Source organism: Sphingobacterium olei (genome assembly GCF_005048855.1).
GTDB lineage: Bacteria > Bacteroidota > Bacteroidia > Sphingobacteriales > Sphingobacteriaceae > Sphingobacterium > Sphingobacterium olei.
This window is the reverse complement of the sequence record NZ_SUME01000001.1, coordinates 644,255-664,671: the sequence shown is the minus strand read 5'-3', so window position 1 is coordinate 664,671 and position 20,417 is coordinate 644,255. Positions and strand designations below refer to the sequence as shown.

General features: G+C 39.4%; 14 protein-coding genes. 7 read left to right on the top strand and 7 right to left on the bottom strand.

Translation table 11 applies throughout. The features are described 5' to 3' along the window. The first annotated feature begins 419 nt into the window (after nt 1-419). The 3 genes from FAZ15_RS02780 to FAZ15_RS02770 all read left to right on the top strand — a co-directional run bounded on the left by FAZ15_RS02780 (nt 420) and on the right by FAZ15_RS02770 (nt 4,963). Nucleotides 420-3,089: an alpha-L-rhamnosidase gene (locus FAZ15_RS02780; protein WP_136899777.1), complete on the top strand. Its 2,670-nt coding sequence runs from the start codon at nt 420-422 to the stop codon at nt 3,087-3,089. Nucleotides 3,090-3,545: 456 nt separating this feature from the next. Continuing rightward, a complete protein-coding gene (locus tag FAZ15_RS02775) occupies nt 3,546-3,920 on the top strand; it encodes a diacylglycerol kinase family protein (protein ID WP_136899776.1) in 375 nt (124 codons plus the stop codon). 170 nt (nt 3,921-4,090) lie between these two features. After that, nucleotides 4,091-4,963 carry a DUF4349 domain-containing protein gene (locus FAZ15_RS02770; protein ID WP_136899775.1) on the top strand — a complete coding sequence of 291 codons (873 nt, stop codon included), beginning with the start codon at nt 4,091-4,093 and terminating at the stop codon, nt 4,961-4,963. A gap of 105 nt (nt 4,964-5,068) precedes the next feature. Here the strand turns inward: FAZ15_RS02770 and FAZ15_RS02765 are convergent, their stop codons facing one another. The 4 genes from FAZ15_RS02765 to FAZ15_RS02750 all read right to left on the bottom strand — a co-directional run bounded on the left by FAZ15_RS02765 (nt 5,069) and on the right by FAZ15_RS02750 (nt 9,623). Next, a complete protein-coding gene (locus tag FAZ15_RS02765; protein WP_136899774.1) occupies nt 5,069-5,743 on the bottom strand; it encodes a hypothetical protein in 675 nt (224 codons plus the stop codon). Between the two features lie 654 nt (nt 5,744-6,397). Beyond that, on the bottom strand, nt 6,398-8,122 hold the full coding sequence (locus FAZ15_RS02760) for a hypothetical protein (protein WP_136899773.1): 1,725 nt from the start codon (nt 8,120-8,122) through the stop codon (nt 6,398-6,400). A gap of 5 nt (nt 8,123-8,127) precedes the next feature. Continuing rightward, the gene (locus FAZ15_RS02755; protein ID WP_136899772.1) at nt 8,128-9,093 is read right to left on the bottom strand and encodes a FecR family protein; all 966 of its coding nucleotides are present in this window, start codon (nt 9,091-9,093) and stop codon (nt 8,128-8,130) included. Beyond that, a complete protein-coding gene (locus FAZ15_RS02750) occupies nt 9,090-9,623 on the bottom strand; it encodes an RNA polymerase sigma-70 factor (RefSeq protein WP_136899771.1) in 534 nt (177 codons plus the stop codon). The genes FAZ15_RS02755 and FAZ15_RS02750 overlap by 4 nt, the downstream gene beginning before the upstream one ends. Before the next feature lie 288 nt (nt 9,624-9,911). Between FAZ15_RS02750 and FAZ15_RS02745 the strand changes: the two genes are divergently transcribed. Both FAZ15_RS02745 and FAZ15_RS02740 read left to right on the top strand, forming a co-directional pair. Continuing rightward, nucleotides 9,912-10,679 carry a lysophospholipid acyltransferase family protein gene (locus FAZ15_RS02745; RefSeq protein ID WP_136899770.1) on the top strand — a complete coding sequence of 256 codons (768 nt, stop codon included), beginning with the start codon at nt 9,912-9,914 and terminating at the stop codon, nt 10,677-10,679. Nucleotides 10,680-10,753: 74 nt separating this feature from the next. Beyond that, nucleotides 10,754-11,314, top strand: a complete 561-nt coding sequence (locus tag FAZ15_RS02740; protein ID WP_136899769.1) for a DUF4230 domain-containing protein — start codon at nt 10,754-10,756, stop codon at nt 11,312-11,314. A gap of 10 nt (nt 11,315-11,324) precedes the next feature. Here the strand turns inward: FAZ15_RS02740 and FAZ15_RS02735 are convergent, their stop codons facing one another. Then, a complete protein-coding gene (locus FAZ15_RS02735; protein WP_136899768.1) occupies nt 11,325-12,227 on the bottom strand; it encodes a helix-turn-helix domain-containing protein in 903 nt (300 codons plus the stop codon). Between the two features lie 133 nt (nt 12,228-12,360). Between FAZ15_RS02735 and FAZ15_RS02730 the strand changes: the two genes are divergently transcribed. Together FAZ15_RS02730 and FAZ15_RS02725 are read left to right on the top strand one after the other, a co-directional pair. Continuing rightward, the gene (locus FAZ15_RS02730; protein ID WP_136899767.1) at nt 12,361-13,314 is read left to right on the top strand and encodes an aldose epimerase family protein; all 954 of its coding nucleotides are present in this window, start codon (nt 12,361-12,363) and stop codon (nt 13,312-13,314) included. 111 nt (nt 13,315-13,425) lie between these two features. After that, on the top strand, nt 13,426-15,627 hold the full coding sequence (locus FAZ15_RS02725; protein ID WP_136899766.1) for an alpha-galactosidase: 2,202 nt from the start codon (nt 13,426-13,428) through the stop codon (nt 15,625-15,627). Between the two features lie 208 nt (nt 15,628-15,835). Here the strand turns inward: FAZ15_RS02725 and FAZ15_RS02720 are convergent, their stop codons facing one another. Both FAZ15_RS02720 and FAZ15_RS02715 read right to left on the bottom strand, forming a co-directional pair. Further along, nucleotides 15,836-18,160 (bottom strand): glycoside hydrolase family 95 protein, encoded by a 2,325-nt coding sequence (locus FAZ15_RS02720; RefSeq protein ID WP_136899765.1) that lies wholly within the window; start codon nt 18,158-18,160, stop codon nt 15,836-15,838. Nucleotides 18,161-18,205: 45 nt separating this feature from the next. Continuing rightward, nucleotides 18,206-20,413, bottom strand: coding sequence for an alpha-amylase family protein (locus tag FAZ15_RS02715; protein ID WP_136899764.1), 2,208 nt, complete (start codon nt 20,411-20,413; stop codon nt 18,206-18,208). Nucleotides 20,414-20,417: the final 4 nt, after the last annotated feature.

Sequence of the window (20,417 nt, the reverse complement as noted above, 5' to 3'; positions counted from 1 at the left end):
TTATAGTATTATCGTGTTATAAATATAAAAAACATTATCTCAACAAAAAGGATACCCTAATTAATTACCTATTAAACTGTTAAAAATTGTTAAAAGTAATCAGGAAAACCGATTTTTGGCAAACATTTTGAGAATTAAAAAGTTCATAATTTAGGTTAATAATTGGTTTGGTAAAATCCTGGAGCTCCCCGCTTCAGGGTTTTCTGTTTTTACAGCATAGACTTCTACAAACGTATTAATTGTATGCTTTTCTCCTAATATATACTTAAATAAGGTATTGTTATTAATCCGTATCTTCCATATCTTAGTAAGATAAAACGTATTCTCTAAATGTCTATAAATATATGCAAGATGCATAGATCACTTTTATGGACACCTTGCGGGATAAGACGTTTGCTCCTAAAAAACAACTATAGACTATGCGTACTATTTTTCTTTTTGGCCTATTGGCGTTAATAACGTTTTTTTCATATCTACCTGCTTATGCGCAGAAAATCGACCTATTTGATTTAAAAGTAGAACACCAATCGAACCCTTTATGTATAGAAACCACCGCTCCAAGAATGAGCTGGAAACTGAGGACAGAATTGAACAACACTTCGCAAAAATCGTATGAAATAAGGATTGGTACCGATCCGAAAGGGATTATGTCAAATAAAAACATTGTCTGGCGGGATTTCAAAAACACTGCCCAATCTGTGTTAATCCCTTATGAGGGGCCTGCCTTAAAATCCGGAAACCGCTACTATTGGCAGGTGCGGATCACAGACAACCATAATAATACGTCAGCATGGAGTGAAGTACAAACTTGGCAAATGGGCATCGGCACATCGGACTGGACAGCAAAATGGATCGCACTCCCGTTTCCAGATACAACAAAGACAAGTCCCTTATTCCGGAAAACATATAGTTTAAACAAAAATATAAAATCGGCAACAGCGTATATTTCGGCCCGAGGCCTTTATGAAGCTTACATTAATGGGCAACGTATTGGGGATGCCTATTTCATGCCGGGCTGGACGAGTTATAAGCACCATATACAATACCAGACGTACGACGTCACGAAGCTATTAAAAAAAGGCAATAATGTGTTGGCGGCGATGTTAGGTGACGGTTGGTACAAAGGTAGGATCGGTTTTAATGATCAAAAGGAATTCTATGGGGACACACGTGCATTGCTGCTGCAAATAGAAGTACTATACGCCGATGGTAGCAAGCAGATACTTTCAACAGACGACCAATGGAAGACCGCTTTGGGTCCTGTACTAGCGTCTGACATCTACGATGGTGAAATATATGATGCGCGATTGGAGAAAAATGGCTGGACACTTCCCGAATATACGGAAAGCGCCGATTGGCAACCTGTCCGATTGATGGATTATTCCTACGAAGGTTTAATTGGCATAAACTCCCCTCCTGTTAAGAAACAGGAGCACTTTAAAGTAAAGAGCATTTCCCGAACACCACGTGGTGAACTAATTGTTGATTTCGGTCAAAATCTGGTAGGCTGGGTAGAACTTAAGGCTAAAGGTGCGTCAGGAACGAAAATTACTTTAAACCATGCCGAGGTACTTGATAAGGAAGGGAACTTCTACACCACGAATCTTCGAACAGCGAAACAACAGAATATATACATACTGAAGGGGACAGAACAGGTTTTTTCGCCTCATTTTAGCTTTCAGGGATTTCGTTACCTAAAGGTTGAAGGCTATCCCGGTGAACTGGCCCCTGAAGATCTTACTGCAGTGGCTCTTTATTCCGACATGCCGCAAACCGGAACATTTGAAACCTCGAATCCGCTGCTCAATCAACTCCAACACAACATCGTATGGGGACAGAAAGGGAATTTTGTTGATGTCCCTACAGACTGTCCTCAACGTGACGAAAGGCTGGGCTGGACAGGTGATGCACAGGCATTTTTTAACACTGCGGCTTTTAATATGGATGTCAGCGGATTTTTCATTAAATGGCTACGGGACATTCGTGCCGACCAACATACAAATGGTAGCATACCATTCGTTATTCCTGATGTGCTTAGATCAAACGACGCTGGTGCTGCAGGATGGGGTGATGTGGCGACTATTGTTCCCTGGGGGATATTTTATGCTTACGGAGACACACGCATCCTGGAAGATCAATACAACAGCATGCAAGCATGGGTAGATTTTATAACGTCCAAATCGCAAAAACATCTCTGGAATACAGGCTTTCATTTTGGAGATTGGCTATTTTATCGGCCGGATGACGATAACGATGGCCGGGCCGCAGTTACGGATAAATATCTTATCGCACAATGTTTCTATGCCCATTCTACACAGCTATTGGCAAATGCAGCGGGTGTGCTGGGTAAAACCAAAGATGAAGAAAAATACAAGGCTCAATTGGAGCGCATCAAACATGCTTTCCAACAGGAATACCTCACTCCGAATGGTAGATTAGTTTCCTCTACACAGACAGCGTATGTACTTGCCCTGCAATTTGATATGCTTCCAGAGAATTTACGGCAACAGGCCGCCAATAGACTGGTGGAAAATATAAGAAGTTATGGAAACCACCTAACAACAGGATTTCTGGGCACTCCTTACCTGTGCCATGTTTTAACGCGTTTCGGTCATACCGAAACGGCCTATGACTTACTCCTTCAAGAAACATACCCCTCGTGGCTATACCCTGTAAAAATGGGGGCAACAACAATATGGGAACGTTGGGATGGTATTAAGCCCAACGGTACTTTTCAAACACCTAGCATGAATTCTTACAACCACTATGCCTATGGAGCGATAGGCGATTGGATGTACAAAAACATGGCCGGTATAAATCCAGATGAGGTAGGTTACAAAAAAATCAAAATAGAACCTCGATTAGGTCGCGGTATAACGACGACGTCCGCCAGTCTGGACACCCCATACGGAATTGTGTCGTCCTCGTGGACGCTCGAGAACGGGATCTTTAAACTTTCGGTTTCCATCCCTCCAAACACGACGGCTACAGTAATTATGCCCGCCCGTATTACGAACACAATGGAAGAACAGGGCAACGAAAAGATTATTGGATCGGGATCTTATTATTTTGAATCTAAAATAGAATGACGTAAGGAATAGGTATATAACCAAATTATTGTAAGCTTTGAAGGCTAGTCTTCAAAGCTTACACAATCATCACCATCGTACCCCAACTCTTGCAGATCGGTACAGGTGTCATGTTCGAAAATTTCTAAATCTTTTACCATATAACTCTTATTTTTATTTTACACGATAAACTTAGCAGTACATTATGAACTGAAGGTTATATATGTGTGAAATAATTATTAATTCGATTAATAACTCATCAAAAATATAAAATAATTATAAAAATAAAAACAGATTAATGTAAAAATTACAAAATAAACTATATTATTTTGTAATATTGATTAAACATAACTCCTCTAGACTGCCATGAACGATTCTTTTGCTTTCCGTTTTTATTAAAACATCCGGAGATGTATAAGGTTTAACATGATAGGAGTATTACAAAAAATATGTTCACAAAAATATTTTCCTCAAGGCATGAAAGATCAGAAATTTTCGATATCAAAAAGAATAGCAAGTTTTAGATTTGCTTTTAATGGATTGAAGATTTTGTTGAAGGAAGAGCATAATGCAAGAATTCATCTTGTAATAGCACTTTGTACATTAATCGCTGGCGCAATATTTAGACTATCCGCATACGAATGGATAGCCATTAGTTTTGCCATAGGATTGGTATTCATCGTCGAATTGATAAATACCACCATAGAGCATATCGCAGATTTCGTCTGCCCCGAAAGACATGATAAAATAAAAAAAATCAAGGATATGGCTGCGGCGGCGGTGTTGATAAGCGCCCTAACGGCATTGGCTATCGGGTTGATTGTCTTTGTTCCGAGAATTTTAAGCATATGATGACGTTATACCCTGAACTTTATTATGGATTTTATTCGTTTTATGCATCATCATTAAAAATTAAGATAAATACGGAACTACCATTTGTATTGCATTCAATTAGCCATGTCCGTGCGATGTGTTTGCAGTAACTTTGGTTTCGTTGTTATACAAATAAAAAAAGCGCTCTAATGAAAAAAACATTGATTATCTGCTTATTTTTTTCAGCATTAATATTATTCGTTAGTGCTTGTAATCAACCAACTGAACCCAGTTATGGTTATGCAGCCGAAGAGATTCTGCTCGAAGATATAAACACTTCGCAAGATAGCAGAAATTTCGCGACATCAGAACAGGAAAGCCCATCTGTCGAAAACCATCCAACTCCATCTCGTGGTAAAAAAATAATCCGAACGGGTACTATTTCCATCGAATCAAAGGATATTAAATCGGGAAAGAAAAGACTAGACGAATATGTTAAAAAATTTGAAGGATATTATGAACAAGAGTCTACAAAAAATATAAGTGACTTAATAAATTATATTCTCGTAGTGCGTATTCCTTTCAATCATTTTGATGCATTTTTATCCAATATTGAAAATGGAGAAGATAAAATCACTCAAAAGCACGTCCAATCTCAAGATGTCAGCATCCAATATTACGATACAGAAGCGAGATTAAAAAGTAAGCAGGCTGCGTTAGTTAGGTATATACAATTGTTAAATCAAGCAAAAAATGTAAAGGATATACTGGAAATTCAGGAACAAATACGGCTTATCCAAGAGGAAATAGATAGTCAAGAGTCCGTACTTAGAAGTCTAAAAGATCAGATAGGATACAGTACGGTTTCTATTAACCTGTTTGAGTATCAAGCAAACTTGTCGATAGGGTCAAATAGCTTCGGTTCAAAAATAAAAGATGCTTTTTCGTTTAGCCTAAATTTGCTAGAAAGTATCTTTCTCGCATTTATTAGCCTATGGCCAATTTGGATTTTAACAACAATTGCTATTTTTCTTTTCAAAAGATATCGCAATAAAAGGAAAAACCAGTCTGAAAAAATCTAAATTATTTTAGATACTATAAACGTAGTGAGCTGATTATTTCAATCCATCGGCTCACTACTTCAGTTCGGAACATTCAAAAAGATAGCTTGCTGTCTCAAATCACAACTACCTTCCAAACCCAAATAATAGCTGCACATAGAAATTACGTATCCGATCAGTAGGCGCTCCTGTAACCGACGCACTGGTTATCTTCCATTCTTTTTCTTTTAGTCCATGGCGGTAGCCAATTTTAAATAAGGTTTTGTAAAAATCGGTATTTGGCTTAGCTTTTTTGAAAGCGATACCGAAGTCTAGCGCTTCCCCTTTATTTTCAAGTTGTACCCGATTGGATGTCGTCGTCAGAAATTCATCAAATGTACCTGTAACCCCTTCTTTGACAAACCTAGCCCTTGTTTCCCCATAGCCAATTCCCACTTGTGGGCTTATAATTAAATTGTTAGCGCGAAGCGCATTTGTCGAAAGATAGAATCCAATATACGAATTTTTCACATGATTATCATCTTCGGTACGGAAGCTTGAACTGGAAATACTCGTATTTAGACCTAAAATAACATGTTGAATACGATAGGAAAGTCCAAAACCACCTGCCATTCCAAATTTGTCCGCTTTATCCACACCTAGTGCTCCCAAGCGTTCATTCAGATTGCCGGGATTGTTATATTCTCCTCCTGCGGAGAAGTAAAACTCTAGTGGCGGAAATTGCCGTTTTGACATTTCCTGACTATACACAGGAAAAATAGATAAAAGAATACACGAAATTGTGAGTAGCTGTTTCATCATAGCGTTGTTTATAAATTACAGTTAAAAATAGCTATAATTTATAATAACCTTTTGTGTTCCCTGTTAAAAAAATGTATTTAAACAAATAAACATTTTAAACCGTCATCCGTTTATCTGACAAAACATAAGGAAAAAATGATCAAATCGAAAATCAAGTTATCGCTACTCAACATCCTAATTTATAGGATATCTATCTTGCAATGATGAAACCACGATATGGAACAGTAGCGAAGGTATTGCATTCGAAATAAACCAGCAAAAAAAAAGTACTGCTATAATTAACCATAAAAAAGTGAGCTATTGAACGCTACGAATTGGCCGCTTAGATAGAGTCAAAAGTGCTAACTGTAAGTTGGTATGTTATCGGTGGTATCGCAACTGCAGCGACAATTAAATGTCTCCGTAAAGAAAAATAGTTTGCATGAAAATCACCCTGATTTTGTTAAAAATTGTTAATACAACAAGCGTAACACACTATTATCTATAACGCATCGTTATAAATGTAGTTAAAACAAATGAGTAAAAATTTCATAATTTCATAATTTAGGTTAATAATTGGTTTGGTAAAATCCTGAAGTTCCCCGCTTCAGGATTTTTTATTTTCTTACTATTTTTTATCGGTACTTTTATGCCTATTACCACATCAATTAGGTATTAAAAAACATAAGTAAGCCCCACTGTACCTCCACCATGGAAGGTATTACGTTGTCGGTCCGCCTGCCAGATTTTCCACAAAACGGCTTTGGAAGTTGGTGACTCTACTGCTTCAGAATAGTGAAACGATGGGGCTGCATACAACTGTAGCTTTTTGGAAACATACACGGCAGGAACGACACGAAATGAAATCCGCTGCACATCTTCAAGATTAAAACGATCACCAAAATTTGTTCTTTGCAACAATTCCGCAGAAAGCATAAATTTAGGTGTTGTCATCAGGTGTGCACCAATACCGAACTCTGCTCCATACTTAAAGACAGGGTCGTCTAAATAAAGTCCAAAACCAATCATGCTATACATTACGCGTCCTCCGGATCGAAAATTGAGACTAAAAAATTTGCTATCATCTACGCCAACCGAAAGTTGTTTCGTTCCATTTTTTATCCAATTAAATACACCGATAGGATAATCACTGCTATCGGCAATATTTAGCAAACCCGCGATCTGGACACCAGATACTCTTTTAGCGCTGTTAATTCCACCTGCAATCTGATTTCGTACCCGTCCTTGCGAACTATTCATCAGGCCTGCAATCTGAGTACCTTTTACTTCTTTGCCCAAGTTAACAGCGCCTACTATTTGTAATCCGCTTTTAACCGTATCCACTTGATTCCATACACCGCCCACCTGCACGCCAGATAGACTATGGAGTACCACGTTACCAACTCCGGCCATTTGTAAACCGTTAACATTTCCTCCTACAATATTAAGCACACCGGCAAACTGAGTACCATCAACATGGTACTGAGTTATATTAAAGCCCCCGGCAAGCTCTACTCCTTCTACACCCGCGCTAGACCCCCCAATGATGTTGATCGAGAAATTATTGACTACTTGAGATTGGAAAAAACCGTGTGTACTTAATCCTGGGGTCAAAGAGACTTGAACGGGACTGTAAGCAAACATTCCTCCTAAGTTGAGGCTCTGTATTTTTTGAGCGGAACTGGTAAAGAAATCCCCAAAAAAATTATTGTACACCGTCTTATCCGCATCGTTTACTTGATAATACCCCACCCTTCGTTTTTTTAACGATTTGAAGGTCTCTACCGGTAGTAGTAATATTATCGACGTATCTCGGTAGTTTTCTTTACTTAGGGCGATAGCAATCAAATTTTCAGGATTTTTGATATCGAGCTCAAAAAAACCATTGTTATCTGAAAGCGTCGATGCAAGGAATGCCTGTCTCTCGTAGACACTGGCATTTGAAATCGCCCTATTGGTACGGATGTCTTTAACATATCCACTGATCATTGCACGATTACTCTCTTTGGAAGAAATATTAGCAGCCACATCCATACGTTCCGGCGCATAAGAAATAAGGACATGAGACATCGTCTCTTTAAAGCTAAACCTCTCGCCCAATAACAAGGTAAGATAGTCAATAAGTACGCCTTTGTAAGATCTTATCGTAACGAGGCTGTCGAGATTCACTAAATTACTGTTAAAAGAAAAATAGAAAGATTCTTTTTCACTAAGACTATCGAATATCTGGCGGATACTGGTGCGTTCGTATCGAGGAATATCGACCTGTCTAGATAACTTTCCTTGTGCCGAGACGTGTTCATGTACAAGCAACATGCCCAAAAATGCAATAAAAAGTTTTGCCTTTCTAATAATATAAATGATCATTTTGATATCTCTGATGAACTTAAATTTCGACATGATAATTATTTAATATGGTATGCGTTACCGCGCTTTTCGATGGTCAAATTAAAGGTTTGTCCAATCACACTGATCATCTCGGACATCTTTTGTTCTCTAAATGTAGTGGTAAGCAACAGCTTACCGTGATCCGGATTATCTAAGATGAATTGTTGTCCATAGGCTCGACTAAAAATATCCAATACACGTGAAAGTGGCGTGTTTTCAAAAATAAACTCCTGATGTACATAATATTTATACAACTGATCGGGTACCGTATCTACTTTCGCCTTGCCCTGTAATGTATCTTGGATAATTAAGGTCTGCTTGGGTGTTAATACCAATTCTTGATTAGCATAATTAACTTTTACAGAACCTGTTGCAACAACAACTTCAGTTTCTTGTCCACTACGGCGAACGTGAAAGCTCGTGCCCATTACGGTAATCTTTGTCTTGCCAGTTTCAATTATAAAGGGCCGTTCCGTATCTTTCTTAACTTCAAAAAATGCTTCTCCCTTAACGAGATTAACCCTTCGGGTTTTATGGAACAAACTGCTATGGTAGCTTAACTCGGAACGCTTATTCATACTAATGATACTACCATCGGGCAAGCTACTACGCCGCGTATATGCACGTGTTTTAAAATATTCTTCTTGACTAAAAGATGATATAATCAGCATAGAGGAGAGACACACCACAACAATTGCGGCAACTATTTTCCACCATCCCATCGACGTGATCTTTTGTTTTGGCTTCACCGTTGATTTGCTGTACGGCATCCTTTCATCCCTTAGACCAACAAAATCATTCCAAGCCCGATCTACATCCACTTCTAGTGGAACTTTCATTTTTTCTCCTAACTCCCACGCTTTTTTCATATCCAAGTATTCTGTCTCATGATCTTTATCCTGTTTGATCCACTGCTCCACGAGAACACGTTCTTCTGCCGTTTCCTCCCCCAAAATATACTTAGTAATCCATTCCTTTTTCATAACCCATACATTAATGTTAGTACCAAACCAGTTAAATAATCAAACAGATAGATCCGCAGATGCCGCAGTGCTTTTGTCATATGACCTTCTACTGTTTTTAAAGATAAATTGAGTTCACTTGCAATTTCCTGATTTTTCAACTCTTGAAACCTACTCATCTCAAAGACAGTTCTACATTTTTCCGGCAAATGTGATAGCGCTACCTGTAGCTGTTTTCTTAACTCGCTATCGCTATCGTCATTATAGGTTTCTATACTGGCATGTTGGGACTGATACGTTTCATACTGCTTTTTCAAGCTATTTCGTTTCAACAGGTTTAGGCTTTCATTGTATACTGATCGATACAAGTAAGCCTTTGCCGAAGTGTGAATCACCTTTTCCCAATCCCTTTCCCAAAATTTCAAAAACACCTGCTGGACTACTTCTTCGGCGATATTTGTATCCTCGAAAAACCGATAAGCATAATTATGCAATTCACGGAAATGTGCACGAAATACTTCTTCAAACTTTTTCTCTTTATGTAGCAACATATATTAAACTTTACCTCTTCAAATAGCAATCAATATTAACCTATTTCGCACTTTAATAATAAGACAATCAAATTCCGGAATACCCTTACCCGTTCTCCATATTTTTTTTAATTAATTTTTTTTCATTAAAAACTGAATACGCGAACAAGGGTATATGTGATTTCGATTGTCAAACTTAGATAAATTTGCATTTAGATGCTATTATACATGCTTTTCTACTTAGTACACACTTTAATAAAATCTATTCAGGAAAGTGCGGATTAAAAACCTCATCTTTATACGTAAAAAATGGATAAAATCTACAATTTTTTGGGATTCTTGATTGGCTCGGTATGTCACTATAGGTCGCAAGTAACCGTTCAGAATCTGGCAAGAGCGTTTCCACAGGCTTCCTATGGCACAATAAAGCAGTATCGGCTTTCTTTTTACCGTAATATGGGGCGAGTTCTAGTGGAGAGTGTCTTTCCTTTCCTCCCTAAGCCCATTGTAGAATCAGCTGCTGTCGAACACCTTCAGCATATCCACCACAGTAAAAGAAATATTATCCTGATGATCGGCCATTACGGGAATTGGGAGGCGTTGAACAAACTTCCTCTACAGATTGATATCCCAATTCAGGCGCTATACAAACCCATAAAAAATAAACTATTGAACGGAATCGTGATGAAGCTACGGGAAAACTATGGTGCGCGAATGATACCGGCACAACACGGAATACGTACGCTGATTAAAGAGAAAAATAACCCCAGTATTACGTTATTTGTGGCCGATCAGTTTCCAGGTCATCAAAATGGCTTACCCATGGAGTTTCTGAATCAAAACACTGTTATATTTACAGGAGCCGAGAAAGTAGCTAAAAAGCTTGATGCATACGTTGCCTATGTGGAAATGGAAGCGACAACACGACATGGATGGAAGGTAAGGTTTAAGACGATATGTGATTTTGCTTCCAAAACAGAAGAAGGATTTATCACAAAAGTTTATACCCAAAACTTAGAAAAGAGTATACAACAAGACCCTTCATGGTGGTTATGGACACACCGACGATGGAAATAACTGAAATAGATATCTTTACAAAAACTTTACAGTTCAATATGGGTTATTGGTCTATAATTTGAGTCTATTACTACATGATGAGATTTTTGAAAGTTTTAATACTGTTAGCTGTTATTACTTTAATAGGCTGGCTGGTATTCAGAGAGCTAACCTCCACTACCACGGTAGAAAGTAAACATCAGCTTTTGGTTGAGCGTATTGAAGCCATGGGCAAGCTGGAGTTGGTAAAATATCGTTTCAGCGATGTGCTGGAACATAAGAATATAAGCACCTTCCTACCCGATGCAAGTGTATTACTTATTATAAAAGCTGACGCGGTAGGTTGTGTTGACCTGACAAAGCTCACTGCAGATGATATACGGGTTTTTGGTGACTCGGTAGCGATCAACTTACCTAAACCCGAAGTCTGTTATGTGAAAATAGATCACAAAGCGTCAAGGGTATACGACACAAAGATGGCATTTTTCCGAGAAGCCGAACTAGTAGGTGAAGCCTTTAAAGCCGCTGAGGTAGAGATAACTAAAGAAGTCGCCAAATCAGATATGCTTCAGCAGACAAGGACAAATGCAATACACGTATTCCGACCTCTCCTACAGGGTTTAGGTTATTCCAAAATAAGTTTATCATTTGATTAATAAAAGCTTATTAATTGATTTTATTAATATCGGGAATCAGATTATTCCGATAATGTGATGGCGATACGCCCATATGTTCTTTAAACAACCTCGAAAAATAATACTGATCGTCGAAGCCAAGTTCAAAAGATATCAGCGAGATTCTTTTATCAGAAAACTGTAGTAAGTAACACGCTTTCTGCACTTTTAGATGATTTAAATATTCAATCGGGGAATAGCCAGTCCTTCCTTTAAAGAGCCTACTGAAATGTGAAACGGAGAGATGGATATTTTCTGCAATCTCGACAAGCCCAATACGGCTTCCTATATTTGCTTTCAAAAATTCAATGGATTTTTCAATGACATCATCACCATCCTCATGCTTCCCTTTAAATATTTCCGGATATAGATATCCGCTAAAAAAGTGTGGTAGACTTAATGAAATGTATTCTAAAATCTCCTTACTATAACCCTTAGACAATAAACGACACAATTTTTCAAAGATTACTCTTATCTCTCCATCAAATGCCAATACATTTTTTCGATCCAATACTCTGTTGAAAATTTCTTGTACGATATGCTGAGACTGAGATCCTCTAAAATGCATCCAATAAATAGTCCAGGGATTATTCACATCAGCTTGATAGGCGTGTGATATATTAGCCGGTATGAGTAAGTATTGATTGGTTTCTAAATGGAGCACCTCGTCATCGACAACGACGATACCCCGGCCATCTACACAATGTATAAGTATATGCTCATCGCAACCCGAAAGCCGTTTACAGTAATGGTTTTTAGCTTTGGGGTAATAGCCTATATCTGTAATATAAAAGGTATTGGATAAACCATTAAATCCATTTTCCTTAAGAATTAAAGGAGGTACAACTATCCTAATTTCCCCATCAAAACCCGCTAACTTCGTTTTATTTTCCATTGGTCAATGTTAATTTCGATAAGAATATAATCCATTTAAATGAATAATAACTCTATCATATGGTGCACAATATGTGGTTATATTTGTTTGCATCAGTTATAATCAATTCAAATTAAATACAAATTTTTGACGAATGAAACGTTTTGTTATAAAAAACAAACAAAATATGAGCGTAGAGATATTGGATTGGGGGTGTAGAATCATAGCCATACGCGTACCGGATAAGCTCGGGGAATTAGTCAATACCGTGCTCAGCTATTCCGATATCAATGATTACAAAAACGACACAAATTATTTGGGTTGTACTGTTGGTCGATATGCCAACCGAATAGAAAATGGCAACTTCAAATTACAAGAAACAGACGTTCAGCTATCTATTAACGAAAACGAAGCAAAAAATCACTTACATGGTGGCTTTATCGGATTCGACAAAAAATATTGGACGCTCGTGAATCTGACAAAGTCTGTTGTAGAAATGAAAATCACAAGCCCTGATGGCGAAGAAGGATATCCCGGTGCATTAACCGTTAGTGTGAAATATGAATTACTTGAAACCAATACACTTAGCATTAAATACACTGCCACTTCAGATCAAACAACCATCGTGAATCTTACGAACCACAGTTATTTCAACTTATCAGGCGACGGGCGTTTAATCGATAACCACGAAATAAAAGTAAATGCATCCTATTACACACCAATGGGATCAAAACACGTACCTATCGCACCATTTAAAGAATGTGTGGAAAATAGCATTTTTGATTTGAGAGATTTTCAACCCGTGCGCAAGGTTAAACAGACAATCTGTAATGTTAATTATGTCATAGAACCTACTAAACAGATCAATACCATGTCCACTATTTTGGATACCGACACCAATCGCCAGGTAACTATTTCTTCAGATTATCCCAGCCTACAAGTATACTTTGGCAACTACTTATCCGGGAAATTGAGGCCATTTCAAGGCTTATGCTGCGAACCTCACTACCCCCCTAACTCTCCCAATATCGAAGCGTATCCATCTGTCATGCTTCATCCCGGAGAGGAATATAAACATACTATTCATTATCATTTCGAAAATTTTTAATAAATAAAATACTCATGTCTCCAAAACCGAGCTTGCGAGCTCATGAAATAACCGCGGAGCGCTCATGAATGTCCCTAAAACAACAATTATTAAATGAATAACTATATACATATGAAACAAGTAAATCTAATCTTTATCCTTATGTACTTGGCAAATTTAACTTTTGCGCAACAAACGCAATTAAGGTTAAAAACCGAGAAAGAAATCATCTTAGAAACAGAGACATTTTCTGTCGTGCTCAGTGTAGAGGAAAACAACGATGTTAATTTGCTTTATCTCGGCAAAAAACTAGTAAATACTGATGAATATAAGCTTCTAGGCAAACAGTATAAACAGGCACACGATTACACCAATATGTATCAATCGGTGTATACAGCCTCGGGTACGAGGAACTTGTTGGAGCCTGCCATTAGCGTACAGCACGTGGATGGTAACCTATCTCTAGATCTAAAATATGTAGATCATAAAATACAACAGCTATCATCCAATCAAAAACAGGTAACAGTATACTTGAAAGATGAGGTGTATCCTTTTTTTGTGGAGCTTAATTACCTAGCAAACTATACCGAAAATGTCATTGAGCAATGGGCAGTGCTGAAACATCAAGAGAAGAAAAATGTGACACTTACAAAATATGCTTCGGCCAACTTAAGTTTAAAAGGTAAAGATTTTTATTTAAAAAGCTATCATGGTGACTGGATTGCAGAAATGCAGCCCGAAGAAGAACGTCTAACACACGGCATCAAAACCTTAGATAGCAAGCTGGGATCCCGCACTAATCTATTTAGATCCTCTTATTTCGCATTAGCTATTGACAATCCTATAGCAGAGAATGAAGGCCTCGTATTAATGGGCGGATTGGACTGGAGCGGTAATTTTAAAGTGGATTTTGAAAAAGATCCGCAGGATAATCTTCGTATTGTGGCCGGTATTAATAACTATGCCTCCCATTATTCACTTGCACCCAACAAAGAATTAGTAACACCTCGTTTCTCCTATACCTTATCGACGAACGGCACGGGAGAAGGAAGCCGCAATTTACACAACTGGGCAAGATCAAATAAACTCATCGATGGATACGGAGAGCGGTTTACACTATTGAATAATTGGGAAAGCACTTATTTCGACTTTGACGAAAACAAAATCTTCAATTTATTAGAAAACACAAAAGAGCTTGGGGTCGATCTATTTTTGCTTGATGACGGTTGGTTCGGTAATAAATACCCAAGAAATGCGGATACTTCGGCACTAGGAGACTGGGTCGAAAATAAAACCAAATTGCCTAATGGGATCATTTCCATTGTTAAGGAAGCAAAAAAAACCGGCGTAGAATTTGGTATTTGGGTCGAACCTGAAATGGTCAGTCCTAAAAGTGAACTCTACGAAAAAAAACCGAAGTGGGTTGTTAAACAACAAAACAGAGCAGAATTCTACTTCAGAAATCAGTTAGTTTTGGATCTATCAAACCCTGAAGTTCAGGATTACATGTATGGTATCCTTGATGATCTTTTTACAAAGAACCCTGGATTAGCGTATATAAAATGGGACTGCAACGCCGTCATCTATAACGCACACTCAAACTATCTGGAAGATCAAAACAACTTCTATGTGGATTATACTTTAGGACTATACAAGGTATTAGAACGCTTTAGGGCTAAATATCCCAAAATCCCAATGATGCTTTGTTCGGGCGGTGGTGGTCGTATTGACTACGGTGCAATGCAATATTTTACCGAATACTGGCCAAGCGATAATACCGATGCGTTGGACAGGATTTACATACAGTATGAAAATTCCATGTTTTTCCCTGCCATCGCAAGTGCAAACCATGTTACAACCTTTGGAAAACAGGATATTAAATTTAGAATCGATGTCGCTATGATGGGTAAAGTAGGATTCGATTTAAATCTCGAAGAATTAACAGCTGATGAACTCCACTTTGCACAGGAAGCGATCAAAAGCTACGACAAATACAAACATTTGGTATGGCATGGTGATCTATACCGTTTAGCAAATCCGAGAGAAACCAATCACGCGAGTCTTGCCTATGTGAGCAAAGACAAATCTGCGGCCGTAATGTTTAACTATTTAACTTCATACAGTCAGGTATCGAAAACCACGTCGCCTATTAAATTTGGAGGGTTAGACGCAGCAAAAAAATATAGTGTTACCGAGATCAATCTATACAAATCGGGAAGCTACATCCCTAGCGATTTAGTGTTGACTGGTGATTTCCTCATGAAAATAGGTTTGAATCCGGTACTGAGTAAGGGTAAAAGAAGTGCAGTGCTAATTCTAAAAGAAGTAAAATAATCGTAACTGTGATTACTCATCATGAAATACGCGTGGTTACAAAACTCAACATAATAAGTGTATTGAACCGTACTATTTAACGAGGAAAAGTGATAGTACCCCCCATTTGAGAATAACTCAAATGGGGTTTTTTATAATCGATAAAACAGCAAAAAACAACTATCGGTTCATTTTTTTCAATTCTCTGCTAAATTAAGCATTCTGGGATTTAGTTGTTGTTCCGCACGGCACTCTTGATTTCCTTCATCTCTCCATTGACTTTCACCTTCACTTTCAGCGATTTAGGGGATGAAATACGGTAGTATGTCACCCTTCCATCTTTCCATTTCATATCGACCGTGAAATTTCCACGGGCTCGGAATCCCTTAAGCTGCCCACTTTCTTTCCACGCATCAGGGAGCGCCGGCAATAAATCAATCATACCATTGTGGCTTTGCAATAGCATCTCTGCTATAGCAGCTGTGGCTCCGAAATTACCGTCAATCTGCATGGGCGGATGCGCATTAAACAAATTGGGATAAGTTCCGCCCCCAGGACCATAATTCATATCGACTTTCCTTGTAGGGGTAAGCACCTGACGCAACAATTTAAATGCCCGGTTCCCATCTAGTAATCGCGCCCAGAAAATTTGCTTATACGCAATTGCCCATCCAGTGCCATCGTCGCCACGTACCTCTAGTGATTTCTTTGCAGCTTCCGCCAATGCAGGTGTCTTAAAAGGTGAAATGAGGTCGGCCGGGAACACCCCGTATAAATGGGAGATATGCCTGTGTTGCGGATCTACTTCTTGATATTCTTCCAGCCACTCCAGAAGACGTCCATCCGATCCAATCCTTCCGGGAGGCGGAATACGTTCTAATTTAATGCGGAGCGTATCGCTAAAATCTTCATCCAACCCCAGGAGTGTCGCCGCTTCCATAACGTTGGTAAAAAGCTCCCGAGTAATCTGATGGTCAATAGTAGGTCCCATAGCGACGTTTGTATGTGTCTTACCGTCGGGCATGTAAAAGGTGTTTTCCGGCGATACAGATGGACCGGTGACCAACCAGCCCGTCTGGGGGTCTTCCATTAATACACTGTTATAAAATTGTGCAGATCCTTTCAATATCGGGTAAATATTCCGTAGATAGGCCGTATCACGCGTAAAGGCGTAGTGCTCCCATAAATTGTTGCATAACCAGCCTGAGCCGGCATTGGCAATTCCCCAGGATGCACTTTCTCCAGGTTCGGTAAAACCCCATATATTGGTAATGACATGCGCAACCCAGCCGTCCGCGTTGTAGTATGCCTTCGCTGTACGTTGGCCAGGTTCTACCAAACCACGCACCAACTCCACCAGTGGAAGATTGAGTTCGCTGAGATTGGCGGCTCCCAGGTGCCAATGATTCATTTGCACATTTACATCTAGATGGTAGTCGCCATTCCAAGGCGTGTGAATCTGATTTGCCCAAAGTCCTTGCAGATTCGGTGGAAGTAAACCGATCCGTGTACTACTGATACTTAGGTACCTGCCAAACTGAAAAAATAATGCTGGCAATCCACGATCCCGTTCTGGAGTCTTCTGAAACTCTTCCAGCCGCGCATCCGTTGGAATATCCGTTCTTCCGGCTCCCAAATTAATTTGTAGGCGATTAAAAAGTTTATGATACCCCACTCCATGCTGTTTTTTTAGAGTTTTATACGACTTACCCATTGCCTGTTGCAACATTTTTTCTGTCGTCTTTAAATGATCATTTCCCTGAAAATCAGTACCAGCAGAAACAAACAGAATCACAGATGTTGCCCCACTTATAACCAGTCCTTCTTGCGTTGTCTTTTGTTTACCACCCTTCAACAATGCCCGCACCCGGGAAATATACTGCATACCTTTTCCATCGGTACCGTTGTCAAGCCGTCCTGTTAATTGTAACTCTTCTCCTACTACTTGGATATTTCCGCGCTCCGGTCTTCGCATGGAAATCTTTAAGTTCAGTTTTCCGGCTACACTGGCCGATAGTCGGATGATGCCCACGTCGGCACCAAACGCCGTGAAATATTCTCGTTTGTAGGTTACCCCGTCCACTTCAAACGTACAATTGGCTACAGCATTGTCGATATCCAGACTACGCCGATAATTCCTCATCGTAGCAACCTTTGCTTCGGGATATTCAAACCCCAGATCCAGAAAGCCTAACACTTGGTATTTCCCCCATTGTGGCCCACCAGAACCGGGTCCCTTACATACAAAATGTTCGCTGATCAAGCGCTGAGCCTCGTCATTTCGGCCTGCTTTTAACAACCTCCGGATTTCCGGCAGGTATTTGTTTGCCTCATAGTTGTTGGCATCCTGTGGCGACCCAGACCACAGTGTAATATCATTTAAGACAATAGACTCTTTGATTATTCCGCCATCTGGCATCATTCCTAATCGGCCATTTCCCAGGGGTAACGTTTCTTCCCATTGATTAGCAGGCGCATTATACCATAAGACATTCGGGTTGTTATTTCTTTTTGCCAAAACCCCAAATGGATAAATCGCGGTTAGAAAAAACATAGCCACGAAAAATAAACTTTTTATTTTAACTAGCATATCGAATTATTAATCTGTTTTCGCTTTTGAAATAAGTTTGTAAAGTACAGCATCTTTGGCCGACACAGAAACCTTAAGGTCGCCACTTTCTACATCAAAAATCCCATGCTCCTCTCCGGTCAGGAAGTCCACCAATCTATAGCTCCCATTTTTCAGACCTAGCTCTAACGGTGCAAAGTTAGCTTCAAATAGATGGTTCTCGGCAAAGTTAAATGCAGCAACCAACGTCGTATCACCCGGGAGGAAAAACGAAAGCTGCTGATCCATTGTCTCTCCTTCAGAAAGTTGTAAAGGAATGAATGCTTTCGGATTTGAAAAGAATTCGGCAACGTGAGGCTGATCTAAAAAGATCTTGGCTCGGGAAGCGGTTAAGGGATCTCTATAATCCGAACCATCGCCCAATATACTGCCCATAGTCATCAATGAAATCAATCTTACTTTAACCTCCTGTTCCGTGAGATCGGGATGTTTTTGAAACTTCCTCATGACCAATACATCCATATTGGTATACGGCCACAACGTGCCCTGCACCCACCCCATATAAGAAGCGGTGATCATAGATGCGGCGGTACTGCCGTAATGTGGAAAACCAGGTTGGCTATCACGTAGATGGGAATGCACATCCGTTGAGACGAAACGTGTATGCGCATATTGGTGCGGAAACATCGGTGATATCGCCAATGTAATAAAAACATCAGGCCCCATAATAGAGTCCACCAAATGTTTAAATAACTTCATTCCGTAATTATACGCCTGCATACCACTCCGGACTTTCGGATCATACCACTTGATCGCTTCCAAGGATCCCGCCGTCACGAAATCAACCTTTATGAGTTTTGCACCGATTGCATGTGCCTTTTCAATCTGACTGATCATCGATACTTTAGTTGCTGGATGTGTAGGATCTAACGGATAAGCTCCCCATTCTCCGTCTTTAAAAGGAATAGGCTTATCTCGATGATCCCGTAGGATTACTTCCCGAAGTGGAACTTTGGTGCCCGATAAAACCGCATTGTCGATATTGTTGCTCCAGGTCCAAAGCGAAAAAGGACTACAATAAAAGCCGATTTCCTGTCCCCTTTCTCTTGCATAATCACCGATTTGTTTTAACACTTTCGTGGTATAGATCCCCTGATCATAAGAATCGATACTCAGCACGGGTCTACCAAACTGGTTCAGATTTTCCATGCTCTTTATAAAATCTACCGTTTCATAGACACCTTTGGGCATCATAATCCGCTCGTGTCCCAATACACCTTCTACTCCGAAACTGTTCCAGTACACCGGAGCAGCACCTTTCCAAGTTAGGCTTCCGTCTAAACGGGCTTGCATCTTGCCAAAATTTTTACTAGAAACCCGAAAATCAGAGGAAGCTTCCAGGTAAATCAATGGCGATCGTACCACTGTCCCAAGCATACTGCCGTGTGGCATGACATCATGCGTTCCATCCTGTCCGCCGTAGTTGGCAGGTAAGCTAGGGTTATCCGGTCTCGCCGCGCCTCCAAAAATGATAAAAGATGCTAATGATCCTTTTTTATTTCCCGTAAGATAACTGATTCCTGTTTTCCAGAAATCGTGCTCCAAACTCCCTACGACAAGACCTTGATAAGACTTATTATCATAAATAAATGCGAACTCATGACTCACACCGTCCAATGGTTTATCACCTGCCTCCGGCCAGGGTTGCGCCAACAGTTTTGTCCAATTATCGTTGTCGAAAGGTAGATCTACCAGTTTGGGATAGGCCCAAGGTATTTCTGCACTGCCATTGTACTGCGCAAGTACAGCCAGCGGACTGATATTACGGGTTTCCAAAACTGTATTATCTTTCTTACTTGCTTCTACACGCAATAAAAGATAGGGGTTGTTCTTGTAAATCGTAATAGATTGTACTAAAGTAATACCTTCATGGTCTTCATGTATAAATCTAAGAAGCAGACCTTCACCTATGCTGTCTTTTATCGACTCTTCTTTCAAACTGTGTCGATCGAATTGAGAGGATACTTTAATACCATAATAAACCAAATCCACATACGACACTGTATTTTTTAAGAAAGTACCATTGTTAAATGCATAATCGATGGTACCTTCATTTATATTAATAATAAGTTTACCGTTTTCCAGTTTGATCGTTCGACTTTCCAATACGGTATGTCCGTATCCACTGGTATAAAAAAACAAGAAAACGGCAAATAGCAAAAAATTATATCTATGCATAAAA